The sequence below is a fragment of the Sutcliffiella horikoshii genome, from assembly GCF_002157855.1.
GTDB lineage: Bacteria > Bacillota > Bacilli > Bacillales > Bacillaceae_I > Sutcliffiella_A > Sutcliffiella_A horikoshii_C.
The window spans coordinates 3,750,314-3,773,892 of record NZ_CP020880.1; the positions used below are offsets into that span (position 1 = coordinate 3,750,314).

A 23,579-nucleotide genomic window follows, 5' to 3' on the forward strand; every position below is an offset into this window, starting at 1 on the left:
GAAAATCTGTTTCTTCATATCATCCTTCGTAAACGAACTTTATCAATTTAGGAAACGAGCGATAATGATTTAAAAGACCATATAATTTATTCTCTTTTATCATTTTGCTAGATACCATAGGAATTTCATTATGCGTTAATCCAAGCTTGGATTCCAACACATATCTGAGCAATATAATGATGTTGCTGTCCTCATCTAATAAACCCTTTGGTAAAGCTTTTCGTTTCCCGTCAATTACTTGGCAATAATGTTTTATTATATCTTTTTCTATTATTACTTCCATTGGCATTGAGCGAAAAATATTTAGCTCATCATGCAAAAACAAAACCCCCTTACTTACATTATACCCCATAAAGAACATACGTTCTAATTTTAATATATAAAAAAAGAGACCAAAAACAAATCCGGCCCCTTCAAAAAAATCATAGCTTCACATCAATGGATTTCCCAAAATGAGCATGGGATACAACGGCAGGTTGAGTTACACTACTGGATTGAATTAAATCCTTTATAGCGCTTCCCTGGTGCTCCGCATTTCCCATTCTTTTCTCAAAACAGAAATGGAAGTTTGGTACTGCACCTGACTTTGACTATGGGACATTAAAAGCATTGCGATTTCCATTAAGGTCTCCTTTCGTAGCTATTTTTCAGAAAAAGAGACTCTAGCAAATCCAGAGTCTCTTTTGGAAATGTTATTAACAAGTTGTAAAACTCCTTGTGGTTGTTGATTCGCTTGCTTTGTGACTATTTCTTTCAATCTAGAATAGACTATATCTTTATCCTATTAAAACGTGGGTTTAATTGTTTAACTATTTTCTCTTAATATATTAAATTCCCTGATTATAGAATCTATTTGTTCAAAGTCAGTAGCATACATAACTTCATCAATAAATTCTTCCATGCGTTCACTATCAGTATCCCGAGAATTGTTTTTATAGATAACCATAGCATATGCAGTAGCGGCTTTAATCTTATTGATCTCTGCCGATATATTAAACAACCCCGCCTCTGCTAATTGAGCAGGATCACCCATACGCTCCACCTCACTACCAAATGCTCCTCGTATAAATAATTCGTATCTCATTCCGTTCATTTCTTAGTTCACCTCACTTAATGTCAGACTAACTAATAAAAGAGACCCTAGCAAAACTAGAGCCCCTTTCATATATATTAAAATTAACGAAGAAGTTGTAGAACTCCCTGAGGCTGCTGATTCGCTTGAGCTAACATAGCTTGTGCCGCTTGAGAAAGAATAGAATTTTTTGTTTGATCCATCATTTCTTTCGCCATGTCAACGTCACGGATACGAGATTCCGCAGCTGTTAGGTTCTCGGAAGAAGTTCCTAGGTTGTTAATTGTGTGTTCTAAGCGATTTTGAACAGCACCTAGTTTTCCACGCTCAGAAGATACTTTAGAAATTGCATTGTCAATTACTTCAATAGACTTTGAAGCGGATTCTTTGTTGGAGACATTCAATGCAGCTTCAGATTGCACATCATTTGTTCCGTTTGTAACAGAGTTAGATGTTGTGTAACCAGATTGTCCTGCATTACCTGTTAATCCTAGAGCAGATGAGCGCATATCGTTAATGTTTAATGACATACTTTGTCCAGTGTTTGCTCCAATTTGGAACTTGGTGTTGAAACCTGTACCCTGTGCTCCAGAACCAACAACCTGATCCACGTTTTCAACTGTTTCCGATCCAGTACTTCCAATAGCAGCTAAAGGTCCACCTGTACCATCAGTTAAAACGATGTCTTTACCTGTTTCAGAAATAAATTGAATTTCATTGTCTTTGGATAAAGACGCTGTGACTTTATCAGATACGCCGGCATTTTGTAAAGCAGCATTAAGGTCTTTAACTAAGTCCTCCATTGCTGCTTTCGCTACGTTAGCATCGGAATTACCAGTATCATAAGTTTTTCCTTCTTCCAACTTTACAGTAACAGCACTTTCACTACCTACAGCTACTTTGAAACTTGAATCCGCTGCTACAGTAGTTGCACTACTTAAAGCATTGGTTAATTGAATACCGTGGCGCTCCACTGTTGTTGGTGTTCCTTTAACTTCCGTACCTGTAGCTGATGCATCCGCAAATCCTAACATTACAGCAGCCTCATCATTGTCAGCTGTAATTGTAATACTGCTATTTGCACCTTCAGATTTCGCTTTAAAGCTTAAAGCTGTTCCATTATCAGTAATTTCAACTAGATCTGATAATTTAGTACCTCCTGAAGTTACATTACCTAATTGCTCAATTAGTTCTGCTTTAGTTACCGCAGTAGCAGGTGGTCCAGCCTGACTGAAGTCCTTGTCTAATACAGAAGTAATATCAAAAGTAGTACCGTCAACTTCAATTGTTGCACTTGTTAATGCTGCAGCATCTGCATTCCCTACAAATGTTGTAGCTCCAACTATTTCAGCGCTTGTTGCTTTAGTTATTTTGGCACTATCAGAAGAACCTACTCCACCATTTAGTAACTTTTGAGTATTAAACTCTGTTGTGTTACCGATACGGTTAACTTCAGAGGTTAATTGATTTAACTCATCTTGCATAGCTGTTCTATCAGAATCTGTTGCTGTACCATTAGCAGATTGGTTTGCTAGTTCACGCATTCTTTGAAGAATATCGTGTGTTTCATTTAATGCTCCCTCAGCAGTCTGGATCATAGAAATCAAATTATGTTATCGCAGTGGCTTTTTATCCTCTGCTTCTTTATGTTTCCATAAAGTTCAGGTCATATCTTCACCCCGGTAGGGTGCCCCGCGCTCGTGGGTGGGTTATCGGTACGGTTCCTCACCACCTGACCGTCACACCTTCCTAGCTATTGCTTTCCCGATTCACTAGGCTCGGCTCGGTATTGCCCACCATCCACTTTACAGCTGGTTTGGGGTTCCACCGAATTCACGGAGTTTTCATTTAAGCATTGCTGCTTAAAGCGGCATTTCTATTTACCGTCTTGTGCGTTACGAGAAGCTTGATCCAATCCACGAACCTGCGCTCTCATTTTCTCAGAAATAGCAAGTCCAGCTGCATCGTCCCCAGCTTTGTTAATACGTAAACCTGAAGACAATTTTTCCATAGACTTCATTTGCCCTGCAGTTGCAGAACCTAATTGACGGTGCGTATTCAACGCAGCGATATTATGATTAATTCTCATTACATTTTTCCTCCTTGAGTTGTCGCCGATTTCACGTCCTTGTGTAATCGGTGTTGGATTTGCAGATAGGTCAAAAGTCGGCCGCCTTTTGATTCTATTTGCTTACATGTTTTATATCGACCTGTCTCGACAACTGTTTATAGGGAGAGAGAGAATTTTTTACAAATATAATTATTTTTTTAGTTGGTTGCTTAAAGCTTGCAGTAAATCAAGAGAGGAGTGGGATGCTGCGTTGTTTTCCTCTTGAATGGAAAGGTAGATTTCTTTTCTATGTATCTCGATATGCTTTGGTGCTTGGATGCCAAGCTTCACCTGGTCGCCATTAATACTCAGGACAGTGATTTCGATGTCATCGCCAATTTTAATTGCCTCGTCTTTCTTACGTGTTAGTACTAGCATGCGGTCTCCTCCTCTCTATTTTGCTATCGCTTCCGGAAACAGATTATGCTTCGTCCGATATGGGCTGCCTGTCAGGATTACTTGTTTACCAAGCTTCTTTTTCGCGTTCACCACGACTGGTGCTTGCAGATTGGCAGTTGTTAGATGGAAAGGATCTGCCATCGTCAAAACTGTATAGACAGTTACATCTTCAGGGGAATCCAACTCAAGGGCATCCACCGCCTGATTTTCTAGGTTAAAGTCATAATCAAGGAAGAATGCGAATGGGTTTGTTAACACAAAGCCGAGCTCAGGTGTCTGGACCGACTGCAAAATATAAAACGTTCCGTCCTCAGTGAAAGGGAAAATCGCGAACTTCTTCTCCTCCAAGAAACCTGGTAATCCATTCGGGAACTTTACCACTTCTTCTTCCTGCAACTCTATCAATCCATGATACTTCGTTTCTATTTTCATCGTTTCACAACCTTATATTTTTTGTTCGTAGCCGCCTGTACCGACATGGCGCAGGTTCTCAAAATCTATCTCCAATGACGGATGGTTGGCCAAGTTAACCTGTGCGGTACCTGGTGTGTACTCATGTACTAGCTTATTTATCTTTGCATCAATCACAGGCTTGTGGTTCTGCCAATCAATATCTACTTTTCCAGGCTCATAATCAATTTTCACACTAAAGTGTGATGGAATCCAGCCGATATTGAATTCTTTTTGGGGACCCTCGCTGTTTCTCTTAGCCTGACGAGTGATGGCTCCACCACCATTTTCAATCCGCATCATTTCATTCCCGTCCTGTGCAACCCGCGCCAGACCTGCCAACCAGTCCTGACGTCCAAGCTGTGCCGCTTCCTCAATCCGCCTTCCAACACTCTTCAAATCCATATCCTCTCTCGCCTGCCTCTGATCTATCGTCAATCTCCCAGGTATCCGCCTCATCGTCAACTCCGCCTTAGGCTGCTCAATGCTCAACTCCGCTCCAGGCTGTTCGATTTGTTGTACAGGTTTCTGTATTTGCAGCTCTGTCTGCGCAAATGTCGACTGCAACCTTATTTGGGGAAATAGCATGTATCCTCCAGCTCCTTAATTCCAAAATAAAAACTGCCCCAGAAACAACTGCCATCAAACAGCTCCCTCCAAGACAGTTCCTCACCCTATCTTAAAAAATCCAACAACGAAGGCTGAATCACACGCGCACCCACACCAAGCGAAGCACGATGCACACTCTCCTGCGAGGTCAAATCCGTAATAACCTTCTCAATATCCGCATCCTCATTATCAGACAAAATGCGTGTTGCCACCACTTCCTGATAACCAATACGATTATCCACCATCTCCAACCGGTTATAACGCGCACCAAGCTCCGAACGCTCCGCCGAAACAGTATCTGCAGCATTATCAAATCGTCCCATCAAATCTTTCAACGCATCTGTATCACTCGTCTCAAGTGCAGATTGAAGTCCATTCCAAATCTCCATCATGTCCTTATTGAATACATTTTCTGTATTAATATTGGACTGCAGCTTGATTCCACGGGATACCTCGACCTCAAACGGGGAGTTTTCGGTACTTACTGAAGTTGGATCATTCGCATCCGTAATACGCGGCTTATCAATCGCCGTGCCGTTAAAAATGTATTTTCCCGCAACCTGCGTGTTAGCTACCTGTACAAAATCATGTTTCAACTGCTCGATCTCTTTAGCCATCGCCTGCCGATCTTCTGAGGAATACGTTTCATTCGAACCCTGCACTACTAATTCACGCGCACGGTGCATGACACTTTGTACGTGATCCAATGCCGCTTCTGAGTTTTCCATCCATGAATAGGATTCACTCAGATTTCGTTTGTATTGTTCAAGCTCTGTCAGATTTGTACGGTAGTACATCCCCTTCATCGCTACGACCGGGTCATCGGATGGTCGGGAGATTTTTTTACCTGTAGAGAGCTGTTCCATCAGCTTGCCCATTTTGCTGTAGCTTGTACTCAATTGACGCAGTGAGTTCTGCGTCAGCATGCTCTGTGTTACTCGCATTTCTCTAACCTACCTTCCGCCTATTCCCATGCCGTTTATTATTTTATCTAAAAGTTCATCTGTTAACGTGATCATTCGTGCCGAAGCGTTATATGCGTGCTGATACTGAATCATGCTTGTCATCTCTTCATCTAGGGAGACGCCGCTTACCGACTGACGACGTTGATCTACTGACAATCGTAAAGTTTCACTATTATGTGATAGTCTGTTTGCTTCTTGAGCATCTACAGCCAATCCGCCAATTACACTTTCATAGTAGTTTTGGAAAGTAGTAGATACACCGTTCAACTGCAGCGAGCGTGCTTTTACTTCTGCTAAAGCTACTGCGTTACTGCCATCCCCTACACGTCCACCAACCTGTCCGACTTTTGGAATGTCTATATTAATAAAGTTCCCTTTTGAAACATCTTCAAGACGCACCTTGTCTAAATTAAAATTGACCGATGAATTTCCGCTCTCGTCCGTGAACTCTTCAGACAAGCCCTGTCCCAACTGTTCCAAACTAGCAAAATTCCCTGATGTTTTCATTTCTTGTTTCGGCGACTGCGCCGCATCATACACCGTATAAGTAAACTGCTGAACCCCAGCTGCATCTACCGTCGACTGAACGGATACAGAGATATTTTCGACGCCGTTATAACCAAGAAATTCCCCGGTTGTGATGATCCCTTTGTTGTAGCCGGAAGCCGCAATATTGTCCAATGATTGAACGATATCCGCTGAAACGGTAAACAGCTTTGCAGCATCCTTTTTATTACCAGCAGTAATATCTGTATTTTTAAACTCAAAGAACTTAAACGCTGTGTGCTCTCCAGTCTCCATACTTGAAATGCTCCAGCCGGATTCATGGACCCTGTTGATCTCTTGGGCAAACTCATAGGCCACTGTATCAAGGTGGTTCAGCATATCAGGGTATAGACCCTTTTCTGTGTTGCCTTCCATGAAGCCGTAGGAATCGATCAGGCCGCGCAGTTTACCGGAAGCCTGCATGCTGCCAATTCCAAAGCTTGTATCACCAAGGCTGTATCCGTCCACCAGTTCCGTATCATTACGATAATCTAGAGACAGGCTGTTCACTTTAAGAGTTGTTGCATCAACCAGGTTGCCGATTTTGCGACCAGAGTCATCCACTAAATCAATGGTAAGTTTCCCTTCTGCAAGTGCACTTGGGCTCCCACCTGTTCCCACTTGAGTTGTCTTGATATTCACAAGCTGGGAAAGCTCGTCCACCAGACGGTCCCTTTCATCGTAAAGGTCATTGGCAAGATAGCCATGAGGTTCAATTTCACCAATCTGTTTGTTGACATTGTTAATCTGCTCGCTAAGTGCGTTAACTTGCTTCAGCGTGACATCCATCTCATTTTTAATATCACCTTGAACCGAGGTCAGGGAATCAGATAAGAATCGAAACGTTTCCGAAACCGCCAAACCACGCTGCCTCACTACAGAACGTGCACCTGCATTAGTCGGATTAACTGCTAAGTCCTGAAACGACTGCCAGAAGCGATCTAATGTCGTTGAAAGCCCCGTCTCGGATGGTTCATTCATGATTCCCTCCATCTTCTGCAAAGAATCCGCACGTGATTCCCAATAGCCAAGCTTATTGTTTTCCCCGCGATACTGGATATCCAGGAAACTCTCTCGCACTCGCTGGATGCTGCCTGCCTCTACTCCAGTCCCAATCTGCCCTGGAATTTGCGGACGATTTAATGATGGAGCAGGATATGGCTCTGTCTGTTCAAAGTTAACTCTTTGTCGTGTGTAACCTGGGGTATTGGCATTGGCAATGTTATGACCAACCGTCTGAAGGGCAGTTTGCTGGGTAACCAGACCACGTCTCGCAACTTCGAGACTATGAAATGTTGAACGCATGGATGTTCCTCCTAAGCTCTTGAATCGAACAGCGAGCGCGCTGGGGCACTGACACTTTTTTTCGTATTCGCAGGTTTTTCGTAGTTCACAGCATTTGGCTGCGGATTTAAGGTATTCAAAGTCATCGTGACAAATTGCAGGGACTGCTGAAGCAGGAGCTGATTAAGCTCGTTTTGTTTTTGAATATTATTGATTGTATCAGTTAGCCTTTGTTTCAAGTCATGCAAGAGAGTTTTCTCCTCAGGGGTGCCCATTTCTGCAAGCTCCGTAACCGTTTTTCCCTCTGACAGGTCCGCTCGTTGCTTCTCCAGTTGGACGATTGCTCTCGTATACTGCTTTTCTTCTCTAGTAATCTGTTGTAGCTCTTCAACCTTGTTCTCTTTTACAATCTCTTCTTTCCGTACGGTGAGTTCATAGAGGTATGCATGCAAGGTAAGCATTTTTTCAAGTAGGGTAATGATGGTTGGAATCGACATAAGTTCTCCTTATTTTGAAGCAATATTATTTATTAAAATAGAAATCGATCATCTTGTTGGCTACAGCTTTTGAGTCTACTTGGTAAGTGCCGTTCTCCACAGAGACTTTTAGTTTAGCGATCTTCTCCTGACGAGCTTCAGCAAATTGGGAACGCTCTTGAAGCTCTTTTGCTTTGCTCGATATTTCTACTTGGTCGCTTTTGGCCTGGTTTGCCTTTGCAGCTTGTTGCTGTTTCATTTGATTTTTATATGGGTTAATCCCTGAAGGTCCTAAATTATTTATTTTCATTTGGTATCCCTTCCTTCCGAACAGTTTGTCTATTTATTTTATCGACACATTGGCCAGAATGTTTATTAAAACTTCTTATTTATAACGTGGTATGTTTTTCCTTCTTCACGTATTACACGTTCTCTTTCTTCTTCGCGTTCTAATTGAGAAAGCTGTCCGTGTATATCCTTTTTACAGTTCTGACACAGCTTGTCCTCTCTAATAATCCTACCACAACGGTCGCACGGATAGCCTAAATTCGGAAAATGAGCGAGTTGAATCCGACCTTTTCTGATGAACTTGATAATCAGATATTCCTCAACCCCCGTGTCTTCCACCACTTGGTCCATCGTCGCCGTCCGATTTTCTCGTTGACGGATATATTTGTAAACAGTATTATACTTTGCTTCCTCTTCTTTATAGCACGTTTCACATACTTCCCGAAACGCATTTTTTATATAAATCTGACCACAGTTTGGGCAATTATCTAGTTGAGACATAACGCAACTCCCTTTCGAGCAATAAATTCTTATTCTTTATATCGTAAGAGACGGCAAAATGTTAACTGCGAACAAGTGTGTAGGAGTAAATATCCTTTGCACCAGCGTCTTTAAGGACCTTTGCCGCCATGCGCACGGTTGTTCCTGTTGTGTAGATGTCGTCGATTAGGAGAATGCTTTTATCCTTCACCGCCTCAGTGTCCGGCACATAGAACGTATTCTCCCGTTCCATTCTCTCTTTACGCGCCTTTTTTGATTGCTTTTCTGAGTTGGTTTTGGAGAGTAACTCTTCTGGGGTTCTAAGTAAAAGCTCCGCCAAAAGTAGCGACTGATTAAAGCCACGTTCATATTTGCGGTCTGTGCTTAATGGTATGGGGACAAGGATGGGCCGGTCTTTAATCCATAACGATTCAAACGTATGGCGGAACGCTTTCTGGAAAACTTGAACCAGAACGGCATCCCCGCGAAACTTATATCTCGCTAACACTTCTTTCATATGTTCATTGTAATGGTAAACGGACCGATTCTGTTGAAGCAGACCAGCTGTGGATGGATCTTCCTCCCATCTGAAACAGTCGGAACATAAATCCTCAACGCGGTTTTCTGGTGCCACCATGGCCCACTGCCGCCCGCAAATTCTACAGAGCTCTCCCGTAATTATTTGAAAAGCACTTTCACATTTCTCACAAATGGGGGTATGTTGTTGCAATCCTAGGAATGCGCCCCATCCAAACAAAGTTGAAACATCACCATGACAAATCAAGCAATTCTTCATTGGAAAAAGCCTCCCTTCCGTGCGTTATAGTTCATCCTTATAATCTGGTCAACGGCGGCACCCATCTCATTTGTCTTGCCATAATGAAAAAAGCGAACATCCCCCCTTGGAAATTGGCTACTGCGGCCAACCCTTCCAGCTATCTGCACAAGAGCACTTTCCGTGAAGACGTCATCCTCCGCTCCAAGTACTCCTCCTTGCACATCCGCTACCGTCACGCCACGTTCTAGGATTGTTGTAGTCACCAGGATTTTTATGTTTCCTTTTCGGAAGTTATCGACTTTCTCCTTACGCTCCTTATCTTTTGCATGCACACCTGCCACGAGCTCGCCGTGTTCTTTTGCAAAGATTTCAGTTACTTTTTCTAAGACATCGATATTAGGAACAAATAAAAATATGGGGCTTCCATTTTTCATATGTTTTCTGACCCATTTCGAGACATTCGCCGGAAGTTCGTCTTTTTTAATCCGTTTCTCCCATTTCCCACACCACTCTAAAGTAGGAACAGGCAGTGGGTGTTTGTGATATCTGGCTGGAATCACTACAGATTCTAGTTTTTTTGCACGGACATCTCGCTGCATTTTTTTCGATGGAGTGGCACTTAAGTAGATGAGGCTCCCATCTTCCTTTCGTGCCTGGTTCGCTGCATACTCAAGTGTTGGATCTATGTTGTAAGGAAAAGCATCGACCTCGTCTATGATGAGAGTATCAAATGCGCGGTAATAACGAAGTAGTTGGTGGGTGGTGGCGATGGTGAGTGGGGTATTTTTTGTTCTATCCTCGCTGCCCCCATAAAGGGTGGCGACTTCGACTTGAGGAAAAACTTTCTTTAATCTTGGCGATAGCTCTAACACTACGTCCGTTCTTGGGGTTGCTATACAAACGCGGCCACCTTTACTTAATGCCGTTTCGATTCCTTTAAAAAGCACCTCTGTTTTCCCTGCACCGCAAACCGCCCAGGCGAGGAGGGATGTTTTGTTGTTGATTGCTTCGACGACTTTTTTTGAGGCGAGTTGCTGGCCTTTGGAGAGGGTGCCGTCCCAAGCGAGGGTGGTGTCTTGGTCAGCGGTGTCTAGTCGTGGCCCACTCCACGAGATGAGTGGGGTACACTCACTTACCCGCCCCATCATGATGCAATGGCGGCAATAGGTGCACTTCTGGTGACAGCGGGCACAATTAAACGAAGCAAACAGGTTTTGATCTATGTTACCACATCGGTTACAGTTGTTAGTGCCTAAATTGGTGGATTGGACTCCGAAATCGAGTTTTATATATCCATTTTGATAATGTGTTTGGAGTGTGTCGTGGCTGAATGGAAGTTCGTCTGCTAGAAGTCTTTTGCCGGAGAGGAAGTATTGGAGATTTTGGTCAAAGGGGAATGTTGTCTGGATGGGAGGATGCGGGATGTTAGGGACAGCAGATATTCTTTGGATATCTTCTGATTTTTGGTTGGTGATTTTTAATTGGTTATTGCTTGTTTGACTGAAAAGCATTAGTTACCTCCTTTGATTTTGAATTTCGGTAGTTGATGGGCGTTCTCTCTGCCCGTTTTGTTGTTATTTTTGTTTAAACGGTCACTGAGGTGCCCTCTCTAAGCCCCATCTGTTGGTTTTCTCCCTCAAACGGTAACAGAGAACCCGTCTCTACGACCGTTCTGTCGGTTTTCTTCATCAAATGGTCACAGAGACGTCTCCTCTACACCCGTTTCACTGTTACTTCACTTCAAACGGTTACTGAGATGGAAATATACGGATAAACGCTCGTCACTTCACAATAAATCTCCCCAATAAATAAAAAAAGACACCACAAGCAACCCACTGCTCCTGATGTCTCTCCAATCTCTCGATGATGTTACGTGAATATAAAGTTATCGCTTATACCACCCAAGCCCCAAAGCGCCTTCACCTAAATGCGTTCCAATTACCGGACCGAAATAGCTCAAGAAAAACTCCACATGAGGATACTTCTGTTCAAGCTCTCTCTTCATCTCTTCAGCTTCCGCTTCACGATTCGCGTGAATCACACACGCGCGCATTGGCACTCCCAATGAAGCATCTTCATCAAACAAATCATGTATACGCTTGACCGCTTTTTTGCGAGTACGAATCTTTTCAAACGGAACGATTTTCGTATCGACAAAATGCAACAGTGGTTTCACCTGCAAAAGGCTTCCAACAATCGCTTGGGCACTGCTTAAACGTCCACCACGTTGTAAGTGAGAAAGGTCGTCTACCATAAAGTAAGCACGGTCAGATTCTTTCATAACGTTCAATCGTTCCATTATTTGTTCAGGAGACTTTCCCTCTGCAGCCAATTCCGCCGCTTCTAATGCATAGAAGCCTTGAATCATGCAGCTGATCTCGGAATCAAATGCGTATACTTCGATCCCATCCACCATATCTCCAGCTGCAACTGCACCTTGAAAAGTACCACTAATGCCGCTAGAAAGATGAATACTCACAACGGCATCATAGTCCTTAGCAAGTTTTTCAAAAAGGGAAACAAACTCGCCAATTGCCGGTTGGGAAGTTGAAGGGAGTTCGCGACTGTTCTTAACCTCTTCGTAAAATTGCTCTACTTTAATGTCCACTTCTTCTTGGTACGATTCATTCCCGAAGATTACATTTAGCGGGATCATATGTATGTCATGCTTTTCGCGTAATTCTGCTGAGATGTAGGCAGTACTGTCTGTAACAATCGCCGTTTTCATATTGTAGACCTTCCTTATACTAAAGTATTTCTGTTATCTATTATAGATTGTACATGAAACGACAATAAGTTTCATCTATTGTTTGATTTTTATAAGGGGAGGTGATATATCAACCACTTTTTTACTTTTATCAACCAACTGGGTCTATATATCGACCATTCGACACCAACAGACAATTCCCGCCGACCTTTCTCCGCTTCCGCTCCCCCTCCAACCCCACAAAAAAACCCTGGAGAACTAAATCCCCAAGGCTACCTAACCTCTACCCAGCCATTCTTGATTGCAACAACAACAGCTTGTGTACGGTCATTTACATTCATTTTTTGAAGGATGTTACTTACATGGTTTTTAACCGTCTTTTCGCTGATGAACAACGCTTCCCCGATTGCCTTGTTGCTCTTTCCGTCAGCCAACAACTGAAGCACTTCGCACTCACGGCGAGTCAACAAGTGAAGCGGGCGGCGAATTTCAATTTGTTGGTAAGTAGTAACTGCAGTACTACCTCCACTGCCTCCACGTGAACCGCTTCGCACACCATTTTCCGTTAAGCGACGGTATTCTCTTACAAGATTATGCGTAACTTTTGGGTGAAGATATGACCCACCATCCGCAACCACCTTGACTGCATCCACTAATGCATCAGCATCCATTTCTTTTAATAGATAACCTCGTGCACCTGTTTGAAGAGCATGTGTAACGTAATTCTCGTCATCATGAATGGATAGTACGATGACCTTTGCTTCCGCATTAGCTTCCACTAAACGCCTTGTCGCCTCCACACCGTTTACTTTCGGCATATTGATGTCCATGATGAAGACGTCTGGATCATGCTTTTCCATTAGGTCAAGCGCTTCTTCTCCATCGTCACCTTCTGCCACAACGTGAAAGTTAGTTTCAAAATCCAGAATGCGTTTAACTCCTTCACGGAAAAGCTGATGATCATCAATAATCACGATTTTTGTCGTATCCATTCCTCTCATCCTCCCAAATACATCTTTAGCCTAACGGAATTTTGATGAAAACGGTGGTGCCTTTTCCAGACGAGGATTGGATGTCCATTTCTCCGCTGATCAGTTCCACTCTTTCTCTCATTCCTATTAGTCCAAACGACTTTTCTTTTTTTTCTGTCGTATCAAATCCTACTCCGTCATCTTTTACGATGACAATGATATGAGTAGGTTTCACTTCCAATTTTACATAAATGGAGCTTGCCTCAGCATGCTTTATGGCATTTGTCAGCGACTCCTGGACAAGCCGGAACACTGCTACCTCAAGGTTCGAGGAAATACGGTGTTCCACTCCGAGGTTCATAAATTCAATCTGCGGATATCCATTATGATAATCCTCGATAGTCGAAATATATTTCTTTAAAGTAGGCACCAACCCAAGATCGTCGAGTGCCATTGGTCGAAGGTCGTAAATAATCCTTCGCACTTCATATAGAGCGGAGCGCACCATTACTTTCAGGGAGCGGATCTCTGAAAGAGCTTCCCCAGGGCCCCGCTCCCGGAAAGTCCGGTCAATCAAGTCGGAGCGCATCATCACATTGGCCAGCATTTGCGCCGGTCCATCATGAATCTCCCGAGAAAGTCGCCTGCGTTCCTCCTCTTGCGCTTCCATGATTTTAAAGCCAAAATCACGCTTCTCTGAGGCATCGGCAATCATCTGGCCGACCTGTTGAAGATCTCCTGTGACATAGTTTAAAATCACCGAAACTTGACTAACAAGGCGATCCGCTTTCGTGATGGTTTCTTCAAGATTCAACAATCTGCGCTCTATCTCGTTTCTTCTGTTGCGAAGTTGGGCCTCTTTTTGCGAAATCGTATGAAGTTCCAACTGCAACTCATGTGCATGATCATATGCTTGTCTAATTTGATCTTCTGTATAATTTTTAAACTGCCTGCTCACTTCTGAAAGACGGTTTCTTGCATGCCGGACTTGAACTTCCAGCTTGTCCTGTTTTTGGATTAGCTGCGCCACTTCCAGCTTGACCGCGTTCAATTCTTTCCCAAGGTTCTCGAATTCTTTTCGGGAGCTTTCCCCGATTTCGAAAATCTCGTCCTTACTCACTTCAACGGTTTTCACCATCTGTTCAATAATCATGTCTAATTGTTTAGAGTTTATAACTTTCCGAGACATAGGACATCCTCCAAAAGACCCTGTATTCTTAAAAGAATATCGTGAATACTTCTTTATTGTCATAGTACATTATACCCAAACGGAAGAAAGACACTATATGCTATATCATTCCAAATCTTCCAATCCTTTGTGGGGGTACCTGTCGAAAATTGTCCACACCTTATTATATCGGACCGAAGTTTTACTTGTATAACATTATTATTACAATCGGATTAAAGTTTGTCGAATCTTGCCAACCTAAGGAGTTAAGCACTATATTTTATTTGATGTAGACCCCTATCTCGATTTATAATGTATAGTATGGCTCTTTTATTGTCACCAAATGTTTTGAGCAGGAAAAGGAGAGTTGCCGGTTTGCTATCTCACTACTATACCGTAAAAGGTCATGGAGAGCATGAAATAATTATTCAAAAATCAAGATTTATTGCTAGCGTTAGTCGTGCGACAACTGAAGATGAAGCTTTGAACTTTATACAAGAAATAAAGAAAAAATATCGGGATGCATCCCATAATTGCTCTGCTTACCTTATTGGTCAACATGATCAAATTCAAAAAGCCAATGATGATGGTGAACCGAGTGGTACAGCCGGAGTCCCGATGCTTGAAGTTTTAAAAAAGAAAAAACTAAAAGATACGGTAATTGTAGTTACCCGTTATTTTGGTGGAATTAAACTTGGTGCAGGCGGATTAATTCGTGCATATGGTAAGGCTGCTTCTGAGGGCCTATCTGCTACAGGGCTAGTGGAGCGCAATTTGATGCAAATAATGCATACAACTATTGATTACACACTGCTGGGTAAAGTAGAAAACGAAGTGCGTTCATCCACCTATATCATTGACCATATTGATTACCAAGAAAATGTACAAGTTAACGTCCTGATCCCAGCATCGAATAAAGAAGACTACCTTAATTGGATAATTGATTTAACACAAGGAAAAAATAACACAACTGAAGGAAAGCTATTGTATAGAGAGACAGATGTGGTACTCTAGCCTAAAGGAGACTAAACATTGAATAACTCAAGAATAAAACGAAGAAATAGGAAGAAGAAAGTCCTAAAACGCGTCCTTATGTTTTTGGTTATTGTTCTTCTTTCTGTAGTTGCTTATGGTGGCTATGTATTTTATCAAACGTTCCAAGCTGCGAATAGCGCTTATACAGAAATAGATCGTGGAGAGAAGTCGAATCTACGTGACAAAAAAGTCGAAATAGGTAAAGATCCTTTTTCAGTATTAATTATGGGTGTGGAAGATTATTCAACAGGTGGCGAAAATGGAAGAACGGATACCCTCATTGTTGCAACCATTAACCCTAAAGACAAAACCATGAAAATGCTCAGTATCCCTCGTGATACCTTAGTAACCATACCAGACAGAAATGAAGAAACAAAAATAAATCATGCTCATTCATATGGCGGGAAAGATTTAACCATTGAGACAGTTGAGTATTTTCTAGATGTTCCGATTGATTATTTCGCAACAGTAAACTTTGAAGGTTTTAAAAATATTATTAACATCGTTGATGGTGTTACTGTGGATGTTCCTTTTGATTTTTACGAAACAAGTGATGAAACAGGAAAAAGACTTAATTTTTATGAAGGTAAAATGGAGTTAGATGGCGAGAAAGCACTTGCTTATGCAAGAATGAGAAAACAAGATCCTAGGGGTGACTTTGGGCGTAATGACAGACAACGTCAGATCATGGCAGCCGTCATCGACAAAATCTTATCACCACGAAATGTGTTTAAAGTGGATGAAATTGCTGGAGAACTTGGAAGTAATGTTGAAACAAATATAAGAATGTCTCAAGGACTCGGATTGGCACAGCAGTTCGCCAACTTTAAATCCAATGACATCGAAACCATTAATATTGAGGGAGAAGACTCTTATATTGGTGGTGTGTACTACTTCGTCCCTTACGATGAAAGTATACAGGAAGTTCGCAGTTCGATCCGCTCTCACCTTGAAATACAACCTGCAGAAGATGATTTATAATACAAGCCTTCCCTTTCCCCGGGGAGGTTTTTTCCTGTCCCCACGCCCACGTGTACAACGCGCACAATAAAAGAGCCAAACCCAACAAAGGGTCTGGCTCAAATAACATCTATCAATCTATCATTTTTTGATAGGTGACTTATGGATTAATTAATGTCTTCCAAATACTTTCCTGTAAAACTTCATAAACGGCTTGTTCTGTTCGTTAAAGATACCTACAAGTTCTGCAATAAACTGGATCAAGATGATAAGCAGTACGGTAATTAAAATCGTACCCCAGATGGTTGCAGAAGTTAAAAAGATTGCACATGCTGCAAAGATGATACCGAATCCGTAAATGACAAGCACCGTATTCCTATGGGACAAACCCGAAGCCAACAACCTGTGATGTAAATGACTTTTATCAGGTGCAGATATCGGTTGCTTGTTCAAGATTCGGCGAATGATCGCAAATGCTGTATCAAATACTGGCACACCGAGGATAATAATCGGGATGACAAAACTGAAAAGAGTCACACTTTTATAAAGCCCAAGTAGTGATAATACGGAAATGCAGTAGCCTAAAAACAGTGCACCTGTATCTCCCATAAAGATTTTAGCTGGGTGGAAATTATAAAACAAAAATCCAATGGTGCTACCCAAGATAATAAGGGATAGCGTCAAAATTAACTCTTTACCACCAAGACCTGCAATTACTGCGATAGTCGCAATAGCAATAGTTGATATACCTGCTGCAAGCCCATCCAATCCGTCAATAAGGTTGATCGCATTTGTTATCCCGACAATCCACAAAATAGTAATAGGGATGGACAACCAGCCTAATTCAAGGCGTTCCACGATAAATGGGATGGTAATGAAGTCAATTTTAAGTCCTGTATAAACTATAACACCTGCAGCGGCTATTTGCCCTACAAGCTTTGTTCTTGCTTTTAATTCATACTTATCATCAAAGACTCCAATCAGGACAATTATCAATGCCCCTATGGTAATTCCGGTAATTCTTTGATCATATAGACCAACAAATATATATCCTACAACAACACCAATGAAGATCGCTAGTCCCCCTAGACGAGGCATGATCTTCTGGTGAACTTTTCGATGGTTCGGTTTATCGGTTGCTCCTATATAATGAGCGAATTTTATGACCAATGGCGTGATAACGAGGACGGTGATGAATGACACTACGAAAGCAAGTATTAATTGTAAATCCATTGTCGTCACCTAATTTCTTGTTCTTATTTTTAGCATTTCATATTTGAGGAACAAACATGTCTAGTTTAATTATCCAATTGCTTGTATCGCACCCTTTGTCATTTTAACAGATATTTTCTGCATTGAAAATATAAATGTGTAAATGTAATATTAGGTGTCCGTTGTAATATGGATGACTTACGCGTAAACAGCACTCGCTTTTTACTTAGTCATATACCCACTAAACCCGTTTTCGAACGCCATTGTAAGCATAATTTACAAAACACCATACAGACTTAAAAAACCCCAGCTTCTCTATTTGACGATATACTTGCCAATTTCGTTTCGCTGTTTTTAATTTATTACTGGAAATAGATCCTTCGACATAGCGGTATTTAGCTAAATCCTCCTGAATACCATAAGCAATATAGCCCTTTTTAAGGATAGAAAGCCAGTATGCAAAATCCTGTCGGGTTCTAATCAATGGCATTTTCATCTTGCCAATTTTTTCTATATTAAGCACAACAGTTAAGCAACCAATAATTGTATTCTTTAAATAACCGTCATAATCAATTTGATTAGGAATGCCGACCACTTTATTTAGGTCATTTCCTTCTTCATCAATAATGGAATATTTAGTAAATGAAAAGGCAATGTCCTTATCCTCCATAAATGCAATTTGCTTTTCGAGTTTTGTGGGCACCCACATGTCATCGCTATCAAGAAATGCCACATACTTTCCATTTGCAGCTTCAATGGCAGTATTACGAGCTACAGCAGCACCACTGTTGACTTCTAGTTGTATTAAATTTATTCGCGCATCATTTTTTGCATATTGTTTTATAATAGAAACACTGTTATCCCTTGATTGGTCATCTACAAGGATGATTTCCCAGTTCTCATATGTTTGATTAAGCACAGACTCAATGCAGCTTCCAATATGTTTTTCTGCATTATATACAGGTGTAACAACTGTCACTAAAGGAGAATGTTTTCTGTCATTCATGATTAATTCCTCCTACCAAAAATTAAGCAATGATACTAATTATGTTTACCTATACTTTCTTTTACATTCCTTACAAAAATAATCAAATGGCTACCGAAAATCGATAGCCATTAAAACCTAGCATCTATTAATCTTTATAAATATTAATTGCCCAAAAGAATTTTGTCAATTTTCCACAACACGCTGGAGTGAACAGCCTTTCTACCTCCGAATACCCCGAAGTCTTCTTGTTCTCCCTTTTCAAGATAACTCTCTGTGGAAGAATCAATATCTTCAGGACGTACAAGCATCAATGCCTTATCTTGCTTCGCAGCCAGCAATCCTCCTGTCAAGGCATCTTTAAAATCTGCTCCTGTAGCAAAATAATACCCATCATAGGATGAATTAAAGTATTCGGCAACAGCTACATTAGTTTTGTAACGATCTGCTCCAGAAATTCGTTTCGCTTGTATTTCTTCTTGAACGGATTCACTAATGGGTTTAGTGCCACCAATAATATATTTACGAGTAAAGTTATGGGACTGAAGAAAATCTTTTGTAGCACTTGGGACCCATGTTTGTTCTACAAATACTATTGGCATATTTCGTTTTGCCGCTTCAACTGAAGCAGACAACGCATCAGGAAAACTCTTTCCATTCACTATCATTATTTCCCCATTTTCTTCCGCTACAAACTTGCTTATTTCCACAGCTGTATCATAACGTGTTTTTCCTGAAATCCGTGTTGATTTCATTCCATTAGCGTGTAATTTATCCTGCACACTTTTACTTATAGCCTGTTCTCCTCCGACTACAATCACATGGTCCACTCCCATTTCTTTCATGGAAGCAATGGTCCCTTGTGGTAGAAACCTTTTCTCTGACAGGTAGATAGGACTATTAATTTTATAAGATAAAGGAATTACCGATAGGCTGTCTGCAAAAGTTTTGTTGCTGGATAAAATAGCGAATTTCCCTTTCAAAACACGGCTACCATTTGTCAGTGTGGATGTAGAAACAGTTTCCCAGCCTCTTTTCGCAACTTCAACTGAAGTTTCCAACGAATTTTTTCCTGATATCCTGTTTTTTTCATGATAATACTGAAGAGAACCTGCCGCATTTACTTGTCCAAGTCGGACAGGAAAGGCTGATGCGTCTTCGCTTGATTCTTCTATGATTTCCTTTAATTGTCGACCTGTTAGATTCTTGTCAGTACTTTTTAGCATAGCTGCTTGCGAAGAAACTAATGGAGCTGCCATGCTTGTACCGCTCATTTTTCCGTAACCGCTAATGCTATTTGAAAAAGAAATAGGCAGTGCGCTAAATATTTCAACTCCAGGAGCAACTACAGCGACAGAGTCACCATAATTTGAAAAATCAGCCATTCCACCTGCTAAATTAGATGCCCCTACAGACATTACTCCTGGATAGCCTGCTGGATATTCTACTTTATTAGAAGAATTATTTCCGGCTGCTGCCACTACCATCACGCCACTCTTTACCGCTTTATCAATCGCTTCTTTCAACGTATTGTTTTGTTTCTCACCTGCAATACTGATGTTGATGATGTCTGCACCATTTTCAACCGCATAATCAACACCAGAGGCAATATCAGACGCAAAAGCACCCTGGCGATCTCCTACTTTAATTGGCATTAAATATGTATCTTTAACAATAGATGCTATGCCGTTCCCGTTATTGGTTTTGGCACCGACAATACCTGCAACATGGGTCCCATGGCCAATTTCGTCCACCGGCATACTGCTTGATGACAAGACATTATATGGTTTTACCATGTTATCTTTAAGATCCGGATGATCAAGGTCTACCCCTGAGTCAAGTATAGCAACGATAGGCTTATATTGTTGCTCGTATACTGACCACGCTTCCTGTACATTCATCACTTGTAAGTAATCCTTTTGAAATGGGTAGTGGGGATCGTCTATACTGGTATTTGTGGTTGTATAATAGAAGAAACTATCCTCTTCTACGTATTCCACTTCATCTTGGCTTTCAAGATCTTTTTTAATTTTGTTAAAGTCTTTCTTTTTAATGTTTTTTATTTGTGGTTTTGCTTTACTAAAAGAATAATTGTCTTTATCTTTATATTTGACAATTATCCTCATGTGCTCATCTTGAGAAGCTTGCACAACCTCTTTGTCGAAAAGAGGGGTAAAGCACAAGAGCGTTACCAGAATTAAACCTAAGCTTTTTTTCATCGTCTTTTCTCCCCAATACCCCTTAGTTTCTCTTTTGTCTGTTTTATATTGTTAATTATTTAGATAAACATTACGTCTTTAATTATCCAGCCGTTTCCGTTTCTTTCGACTGTGAGGTTAACCTCAATATTAAATGCTTCATCTACCCAACGTACGAGCACTTCTTTATCTTCTAAATGGATATATTCTGCTTCTTCAATTTCAGAACTTAAAGAAAGAAATTGTTCGATAAAGGCACCCATCTCTTCGTTTTCTCCAGACCAATAATCGACTAGATCACTTAACATCGGTTCTGCAAAATAATTGGATAAATATCCTTCTAATTCCTCACGAGTCAAGTCCTCTGGATTTGGATAATGCTCTTCTACTGTTAGATTATGAAATTTAAATTTAGCAATTTCAATATAAGACATGATATTCCGCTGTTGACCCACACTGATTTCTTCTTCTTCTTGTGGTTCTTGATTGTAAAGGACCTCTTCACTATCTAAAAAGAAAAAGCCTGAAATAAAGATAATAATAAAAAGCAATAGCAATATATTTCTCCAACGTTTTTTCACCCAACACACCTCATTAATGCGTTTATTCTATACAAGACCAAAAGATGTGCAAATATTGCACACCTTTCCTTTTTCGTTCTTATACTTTTTAAAGCTTGTTGACCGTCCTTCTTCCGATCGATGCATAATAATACCCAAGGTCCGCCATTTGATTGAGGTCGAACATGTTTCTACCATCAATCAAGACAGGTTGCTTCAGCTTTTTCTTTAAATCAGCTAAATCAAGATCCTTGAATTCCTTCCAGTCAGTAAGGACAATTACTGCATCTGCACCTTGGACAGCTTCTTCATATGAATTCACAGTATTTAAGTTTGCAATTTCTCTTTTGGCATTTGCCATTGCTACCGGATCATACGCAATTACATCTGCACCGTCTTCCAATAATTTCGGTATAACATCAATAGAAGGAGCAGCACGCATGTCGTCTGTATTAGGTTTAAATGCCAATCCAAGTACAGCAAGCTTCTTCCCTTCTAGTTCCCCATTGAATGCTTCTTTTACTTTATCGTATACACGGAATCGCTGCATGGCATTAACGTTTTCCACATCTTTTACTATTCTCAGGTTATAACCTACGTTTGCTGCTATATTAATCAAAGCATTAGTATCTTTAGGGAAACAAGATCCTCCATAGCCAATCCCGGCAGCCAAAAAGGCTTTTCCAATTCTATTATCATATCCCATGCCTTCTGCTACTTTTGTTACATCCGCTCCGACAAGTTCACAGATGTTGGCAATTTCATTAATAAAACTAATCTTAGTCGCTAGAAATGCATTAGCGGCATACTTAATCATTTCTGCCGTCTCAATATCGGCAACGACAATATTTGTATTAAAAGGTTTATGAAGCTCTGTAAGCACTTCTTTCGCCTTATCGCTTTCCACACCTATTACTGCTCTTTCCATATTCATCGTATCGTAAATAGCAGAACCTTCACGAAGGAATTCAGGGTTAGATGCTACATCAAAGTTAGAATGGCCGGCTTCTTTTTCAATAATACCTTTAATCCACTTCCCTGTTCCAACAGGTACCGTACTTTTAGTAACAATCACTTTATAACCATTTAGGTTCTTCCCGATTGACGTAGCAACCGCTTCAACAAACCTGAGGTCTGCTTCCCCATTTTCTTTCGGAGGAGTACCTACTGCGATAAGGACAACGTCTGCTTCATCCAAAGCCTTATCCAACTGAGTTGTAAAAGAAAGACGATTTTCTTTAATATTTTTCAGTACCAGTTCTTCTAGACCTGGTTCATAAATAGGGATAATTCCTTTTTTTAAGTTGCTGATTTTATTTTCATCAATATCCACGCAAGTGACTTTGTTTCCTATGTCACTAAAACAGACTCCAGAAACAAGTCCAACATAACCTGTTCCAATAACACAAATATTCATCTTAATCCCTCGCTCGCTATTCTATAAGTTGCGGACTAAATCTTTTAAGTATTTTTCAACAGGCTCTTTTAGATCATTTCTCATTAGTGCAAATTCAATCTGAGCTTGAATAAAACCGAATTTATTTCCTATATCATATCTCGTCCCTTTGAAATGGAATCCATAGACATCTTGGGAATTCGTTAATTCTTGAAGTGCATCCGTCAATTGAATTTCGTTTCCTCTTCCAGGTTCAATCGTTTCCAGTACATCAATGATTTCAGGAGTCAGCACGTATCTACCCATGATAGCCAAGTTAGAAGGGGCCTCCTCCACAGAAGGTTTTTCTACAAGCGACTTAACTTTAAATGAGTCTTTTCCACTTTCATCATGATCATAGTCAATTACTCCATAACTGGATAAATCTTCGTTAGGAACTTCCTGCACACCGATAACAGAGGCGTTTTTCGCTTCAAATTCGTCTATTAATTGCTTTAAACAAGGCTGATCCTTGGAAACAACAATATCGTCCCCTAGCATAACGGCAAATGGTTCATTACCTATAAATTTCCTTGCACACCAAATGGCATGTCCCAAACCTTTTGGTTCTTTTTGTCGAATATAATGGATATCTGCCATTTCCGAGATTTTTTTAATTTCATCAAGCTGTTCAAACTTTTCTTTTGCCAACAACGTTTCTTCAAGTTCCAAGGAACGGTCAAAATGATCTTCAATTGCACGTTTTCCTCTACCTGTTACAATAAGTATTTCTTCAATTCCTGATTGAATAGCTTCTTCAATAATATATTGAATCGTCGGTCTGTCCACGATGGGTAACATTTCTTTTGGTTGTGCTTTTGTTGCTGGCAGAAACCTTGTTCCTAAACCAGCTGCAGGAATTATCGCCTTTTTCACTTTCATTATCCCGAC

General features: G+C 40.9%; 24 protein-coding genes and 1 pseudogene. 2 read left to right on the forward strand and 23 right to left on the reverse strand.

Features of this window, described 5'->3' with window-relative positions; all coding sequences use genetic code 11:
• Window positions 1-19: 19 nt before the first annotated feature.
• From B4U37_RS19245 to B4U37_RS19325, 17 genes and pseudogenes are all read right to left on the reverse strand, one after another.
• Window positions 20-319 (reverse strand): DUF4046 domain-containing protein, encoded by a 300-nt coding sequence (locus B4U37_RS19245; protein WP_088019532.1) that lies wholly within the window; start codon window positions 317-319, stop codon window positions 20-22.
• Between the two features lie 486 nt (window positions 320-805).
• Window positions 806-1,093: a hypothetical protein gene (locus tag B4U37_RS19250; RefSeq protein WP_088019533.1), complete on the reverse strand. Its 288-nt coding sequence runs from the start codon at window positions 1,091-1,093 to the stop codon at window positions 806-808.
• Between the two features lie 83 nt (window positions 1,094-1,176).
• Window positions 1,177-2,670, reverse strand: a complete 1,494-nt coding sequence (locus B4U37_RS22630) for a flagellin (protein WP_088019534.1) — start codon at window positions 2,668-2,670, stop codon at window positions 1,177-1,179.
• A gap of 284 nt (window positions 2,671-2,954) precedes the next feature.
• Window positions 2,955-3,161: pseudogene (locus tag B4U37_RS19260) on the reverse strand (flagellin N-terminal helical domain-containing protein); the annotation flags it as partial.
• 171 nt (window positions 3,162-3,332) lie between these two features.
• On the reverse strand, window positions 3,333-3,560 hold the full coding sequence (gene csrA / locus B4U37_RS19265) for a carbon storage regulator CsrA (protein WP_088019536.1): 228 nt from the start codon (window positions 3,558-3,560) through the stop codon (window positions 3,333-3,335).
• Window positions 3,561-3,575: 15 nt separating this feature from the next.
• Complete coding sequence (gene fliW / locus B4U37_RS19270) at window positions 3,576-4,013, reverse strand: flagellar assembly protein FliW (RefSeq protein WP_088019537.1); 438 nt, start codon at window positions 4,011-4,013, stop codon at window positions 3,576-3,578.
• A gap of 12 nt (window positions 4,014-4,025) precedes the next feature.
• Window positions 4,026-4,619, reverse strand: coding sequence for a DUF6470 family protein (locus tag B4U37_RS19275; RefSeq protein ID WP_088019538.1), 594 nt, complete (start codon window positions 4,617-4,619; stop codon window positions 4,026-4,028).
• Window positions 4,620-4,705: 86 nt separating this feature from the next.
• Complete coding sequence (gene flgL, locus B4U37_RS19280; RefSeq protein ID WP_088019539.1) at window positions 4,706-5,584, reverse strand: flagellar hook-associated protein FlgL; 879 nt, start codon at window positions 5,582-5,584, stop codon at window positions 4,706-4,708.
• Window positions 5,585-5,593: 9 nt separating this feature from the next.
• Window positions 5,594-7,456, reverse strand: a complete 1,863-nt coding sequence (flgK, locus tag B4U37_RS19285; RefSeq protein ID WP_088019540.1) for a flagellar hook-associated protein FlgK — start codon at window positions 7,454-7,456, stop codon at window positions 5,594-5,596.
• Window positions 7,457-7,467: 11 nt separating this feature from the next.
• On the reverse strand, window positions 7,468-7,932 hold the full coding sequence (locus tag B4U37_RS19290; RefSeq protein WP_088019541.1) for a flagellar protein FlgN: 465 nt from the start codon (window positions 7,930-7,932) through the stop codon (window positions 7,468-7,470).
• A gap of 25 nt (window positions 7,933-7,957) precedes the next feature.
• Window positions 7,958-8,221: a flagellar biosynthesis anti-sigma factor FlgM gene (gene flgM, locus B4U37_RS19295; RefSeq protein ID WP_088019542.1), complete on the reverse strand. Its 264-nt coding sequence runs from the start codon at window positions 8,219-8,221 to the stop codon at window positions 7,958-7,960.
• 65 nt (window positions 8,222-8,286) lie between these two features.
• On the reverse strand, window positions 8,287-8,700 hold the full coding sequence (locus B4U37_RS19300; RefSeq protein ID WP_088019543.1) for a TIGR03826 family flagellar region protein: 414 nt from the start codon (window positions 8,698-8,700) through the stop codon (window positions 8,287-8,289).
• Between the two features lie 61 nt (window positions 8,701-8,761).
• Complete coding sequence (locus tag B4U37_RS19305; protein ID WP_088019544.1) at window positions 8,762-9,475, reverse strand: ComF family protein; 714 nt, start codon at window positions 9,473-9,475, stop codon at window positions 8,762-8,764.
• Window positions 9,472-10,968, reverse strand: a complete 1,497-nt coding sequence (locus B4U37_RS19310) for an ATP-dependent helicase ComFA (protein WP_088019545.1) — start codon at window positions 10,966-10,968, stop codon at window positions 9,472-9,474. The genes B4U37_RS19305 and B4U37_RS19310 overlap by 4 nt, the downstream gene beginning before the upstream one ends.
• 374 nt (window positions 10,969-11,342) lie before the next feature.
• Window positions 11,343-12,185: a DegV family protein gene (locus B4U37_RS19315; RefSeq protein WP_088019546.1), complete on the reverse strand. Its 843-nt coding sequence runs from the start codon at window positions 12,183-12,185 to the stop codon at window positions 11,343-11,345.
• Between the two features lie 251 nt (window positions 12,186-12,436).
• Entirely contained in the window at window positions 12,437-13,156 is a 720-nt protein-coding gene (locus tag B4U37_RS19320; RefSeq protein ID WP_088019547.1) for a response regulator, read from the reverse strand.
• Between the two features lie 25 nt (window positions 13,157-13,181).
• A complete protein-coding gene (locus B4U37_RS19325; protein ID WP_088019548.1) occupies window positions 13,182-14,324 on the reverse strand; it encodes a sensor histidine kinase in 1,143 nt (380 codons plus the stop codon).
• Window positions 14,325-14,678: 354 nt separating this feature from the next.
• Here B4U37_RS19325 and B4U37_RS19330 point away from each other — a divergent pair, with 354 nt between their 5' ends.
• Both B4U37_RS19330 and B4U37_RS19335 read left to right on the forward strand, forming a co-directional pair.
• On the forward strand, window positions 14,679-15,317 hold the full coding sequence (locus B4U37_RS19330) for a YigZ family protein (protein ID WP_088019549.1): 639 nt from the start codon (window positions 14,679-14,681) through the stop codon (window positions 15,315-15,317).
• 78 nt (window positions 15,318-15,395) lie between these two features.
• On the forward strand, window positions 15,396-16,319 hold the full coding sequence (locus tag B4U37_RS19335; RefSeq protein ID WP_245840016.1) for an LCP family protein: 924 nt from the start codon (window positions 15,396-15,398) through the stop codon (window positions 16,317-16,319).
• Window positions 16,320-16,469: 150 nt separating this feature from the next.
• On the opposite strand, the gene B4U37_RS19340 is transcribed toward B4U37_RS19335, so the two are convergent.
• The 6 genes from B4U37_RS19340 to galU form a co-directional block, all read right to left on the reverse strand.
• Complete coding sequence (locus tag B4U37_RS19340; protein ID WP_010197216.1) at window positions 16,470-17,531, reverse strand: glycosyltransferase family 4 protein; 1,062 nt, start codon at window positions 17,529-17,531, stop codon at window positions 16,470-16,472.
• 220 nt (window positions 17,532-17,751) lie between these two features.
• Window positions 17,752-18,516, reverse strand: coding sequence for a glycosyltransferase family 2 protein (locus tag B4U37_RS19345; RefSeq protein ID WP_088019551.1), 765 nt, complete (start codon window positions 18,514-18,516; stop codon window positions 17,752-17,754).
• A 143-nt stretch (window positions 18,517-18,659) separates the two neighbouring features.
• Complete coding sequence (locus B4U37_RS19350) at window positions 18,660-20,714, reverse strand: S8 family serine peptidase (RefSeq protein WP_088019552.1); 2,055 nt, start codon at window positions 20,712-20,714, stop codon at window positions 18,660-18,662.
• Window positions 20,715-20,773: 59 nt separating this feature from the next.
• Window positions 20,774-21,274, reverse strand: coding sequence for a hypothetical protein (locus B4U37_RS19355; RefSeq protein WP_088019553.1), 501 nt, complete (start codon window positions 21,272-21,274; stop codon window positions 20,774-20,776).
• An 88-nt stretch (window positions 21,275-21,362) separates the two neighbouring features.
• Window positions 21,363-22,670, reverse strand: a complete 1,308-nt coding sequence (locus B4U37_RS19360) for a UDP-glucose dehydrogenase family protein (protein WP_157663842.1) — start codon at window positions 22,668-22,670, stop codon at window positions 21,363-21,365.
• A gap of 21 nt (window positions 22,671-22,691) precedes the next feature.
• Window positions 22,692-23,570 carry a UTP--glucose-1-phosphate uridylyltransferase GalU gene (gene galU / locus B4U37_RS19365; RefSeq protein WP_010197228.1) on the reverse strand — a complete coding sequence of 293 codons (879 nt, stop codon included), beginning with the start codon at window positions 23,568-23,570 and terminating at the stop codon, window positions 22,692-22,694.
• Between the last annotated feature and the right edge of the window lie 9 nt (window positions 23,571-23,579).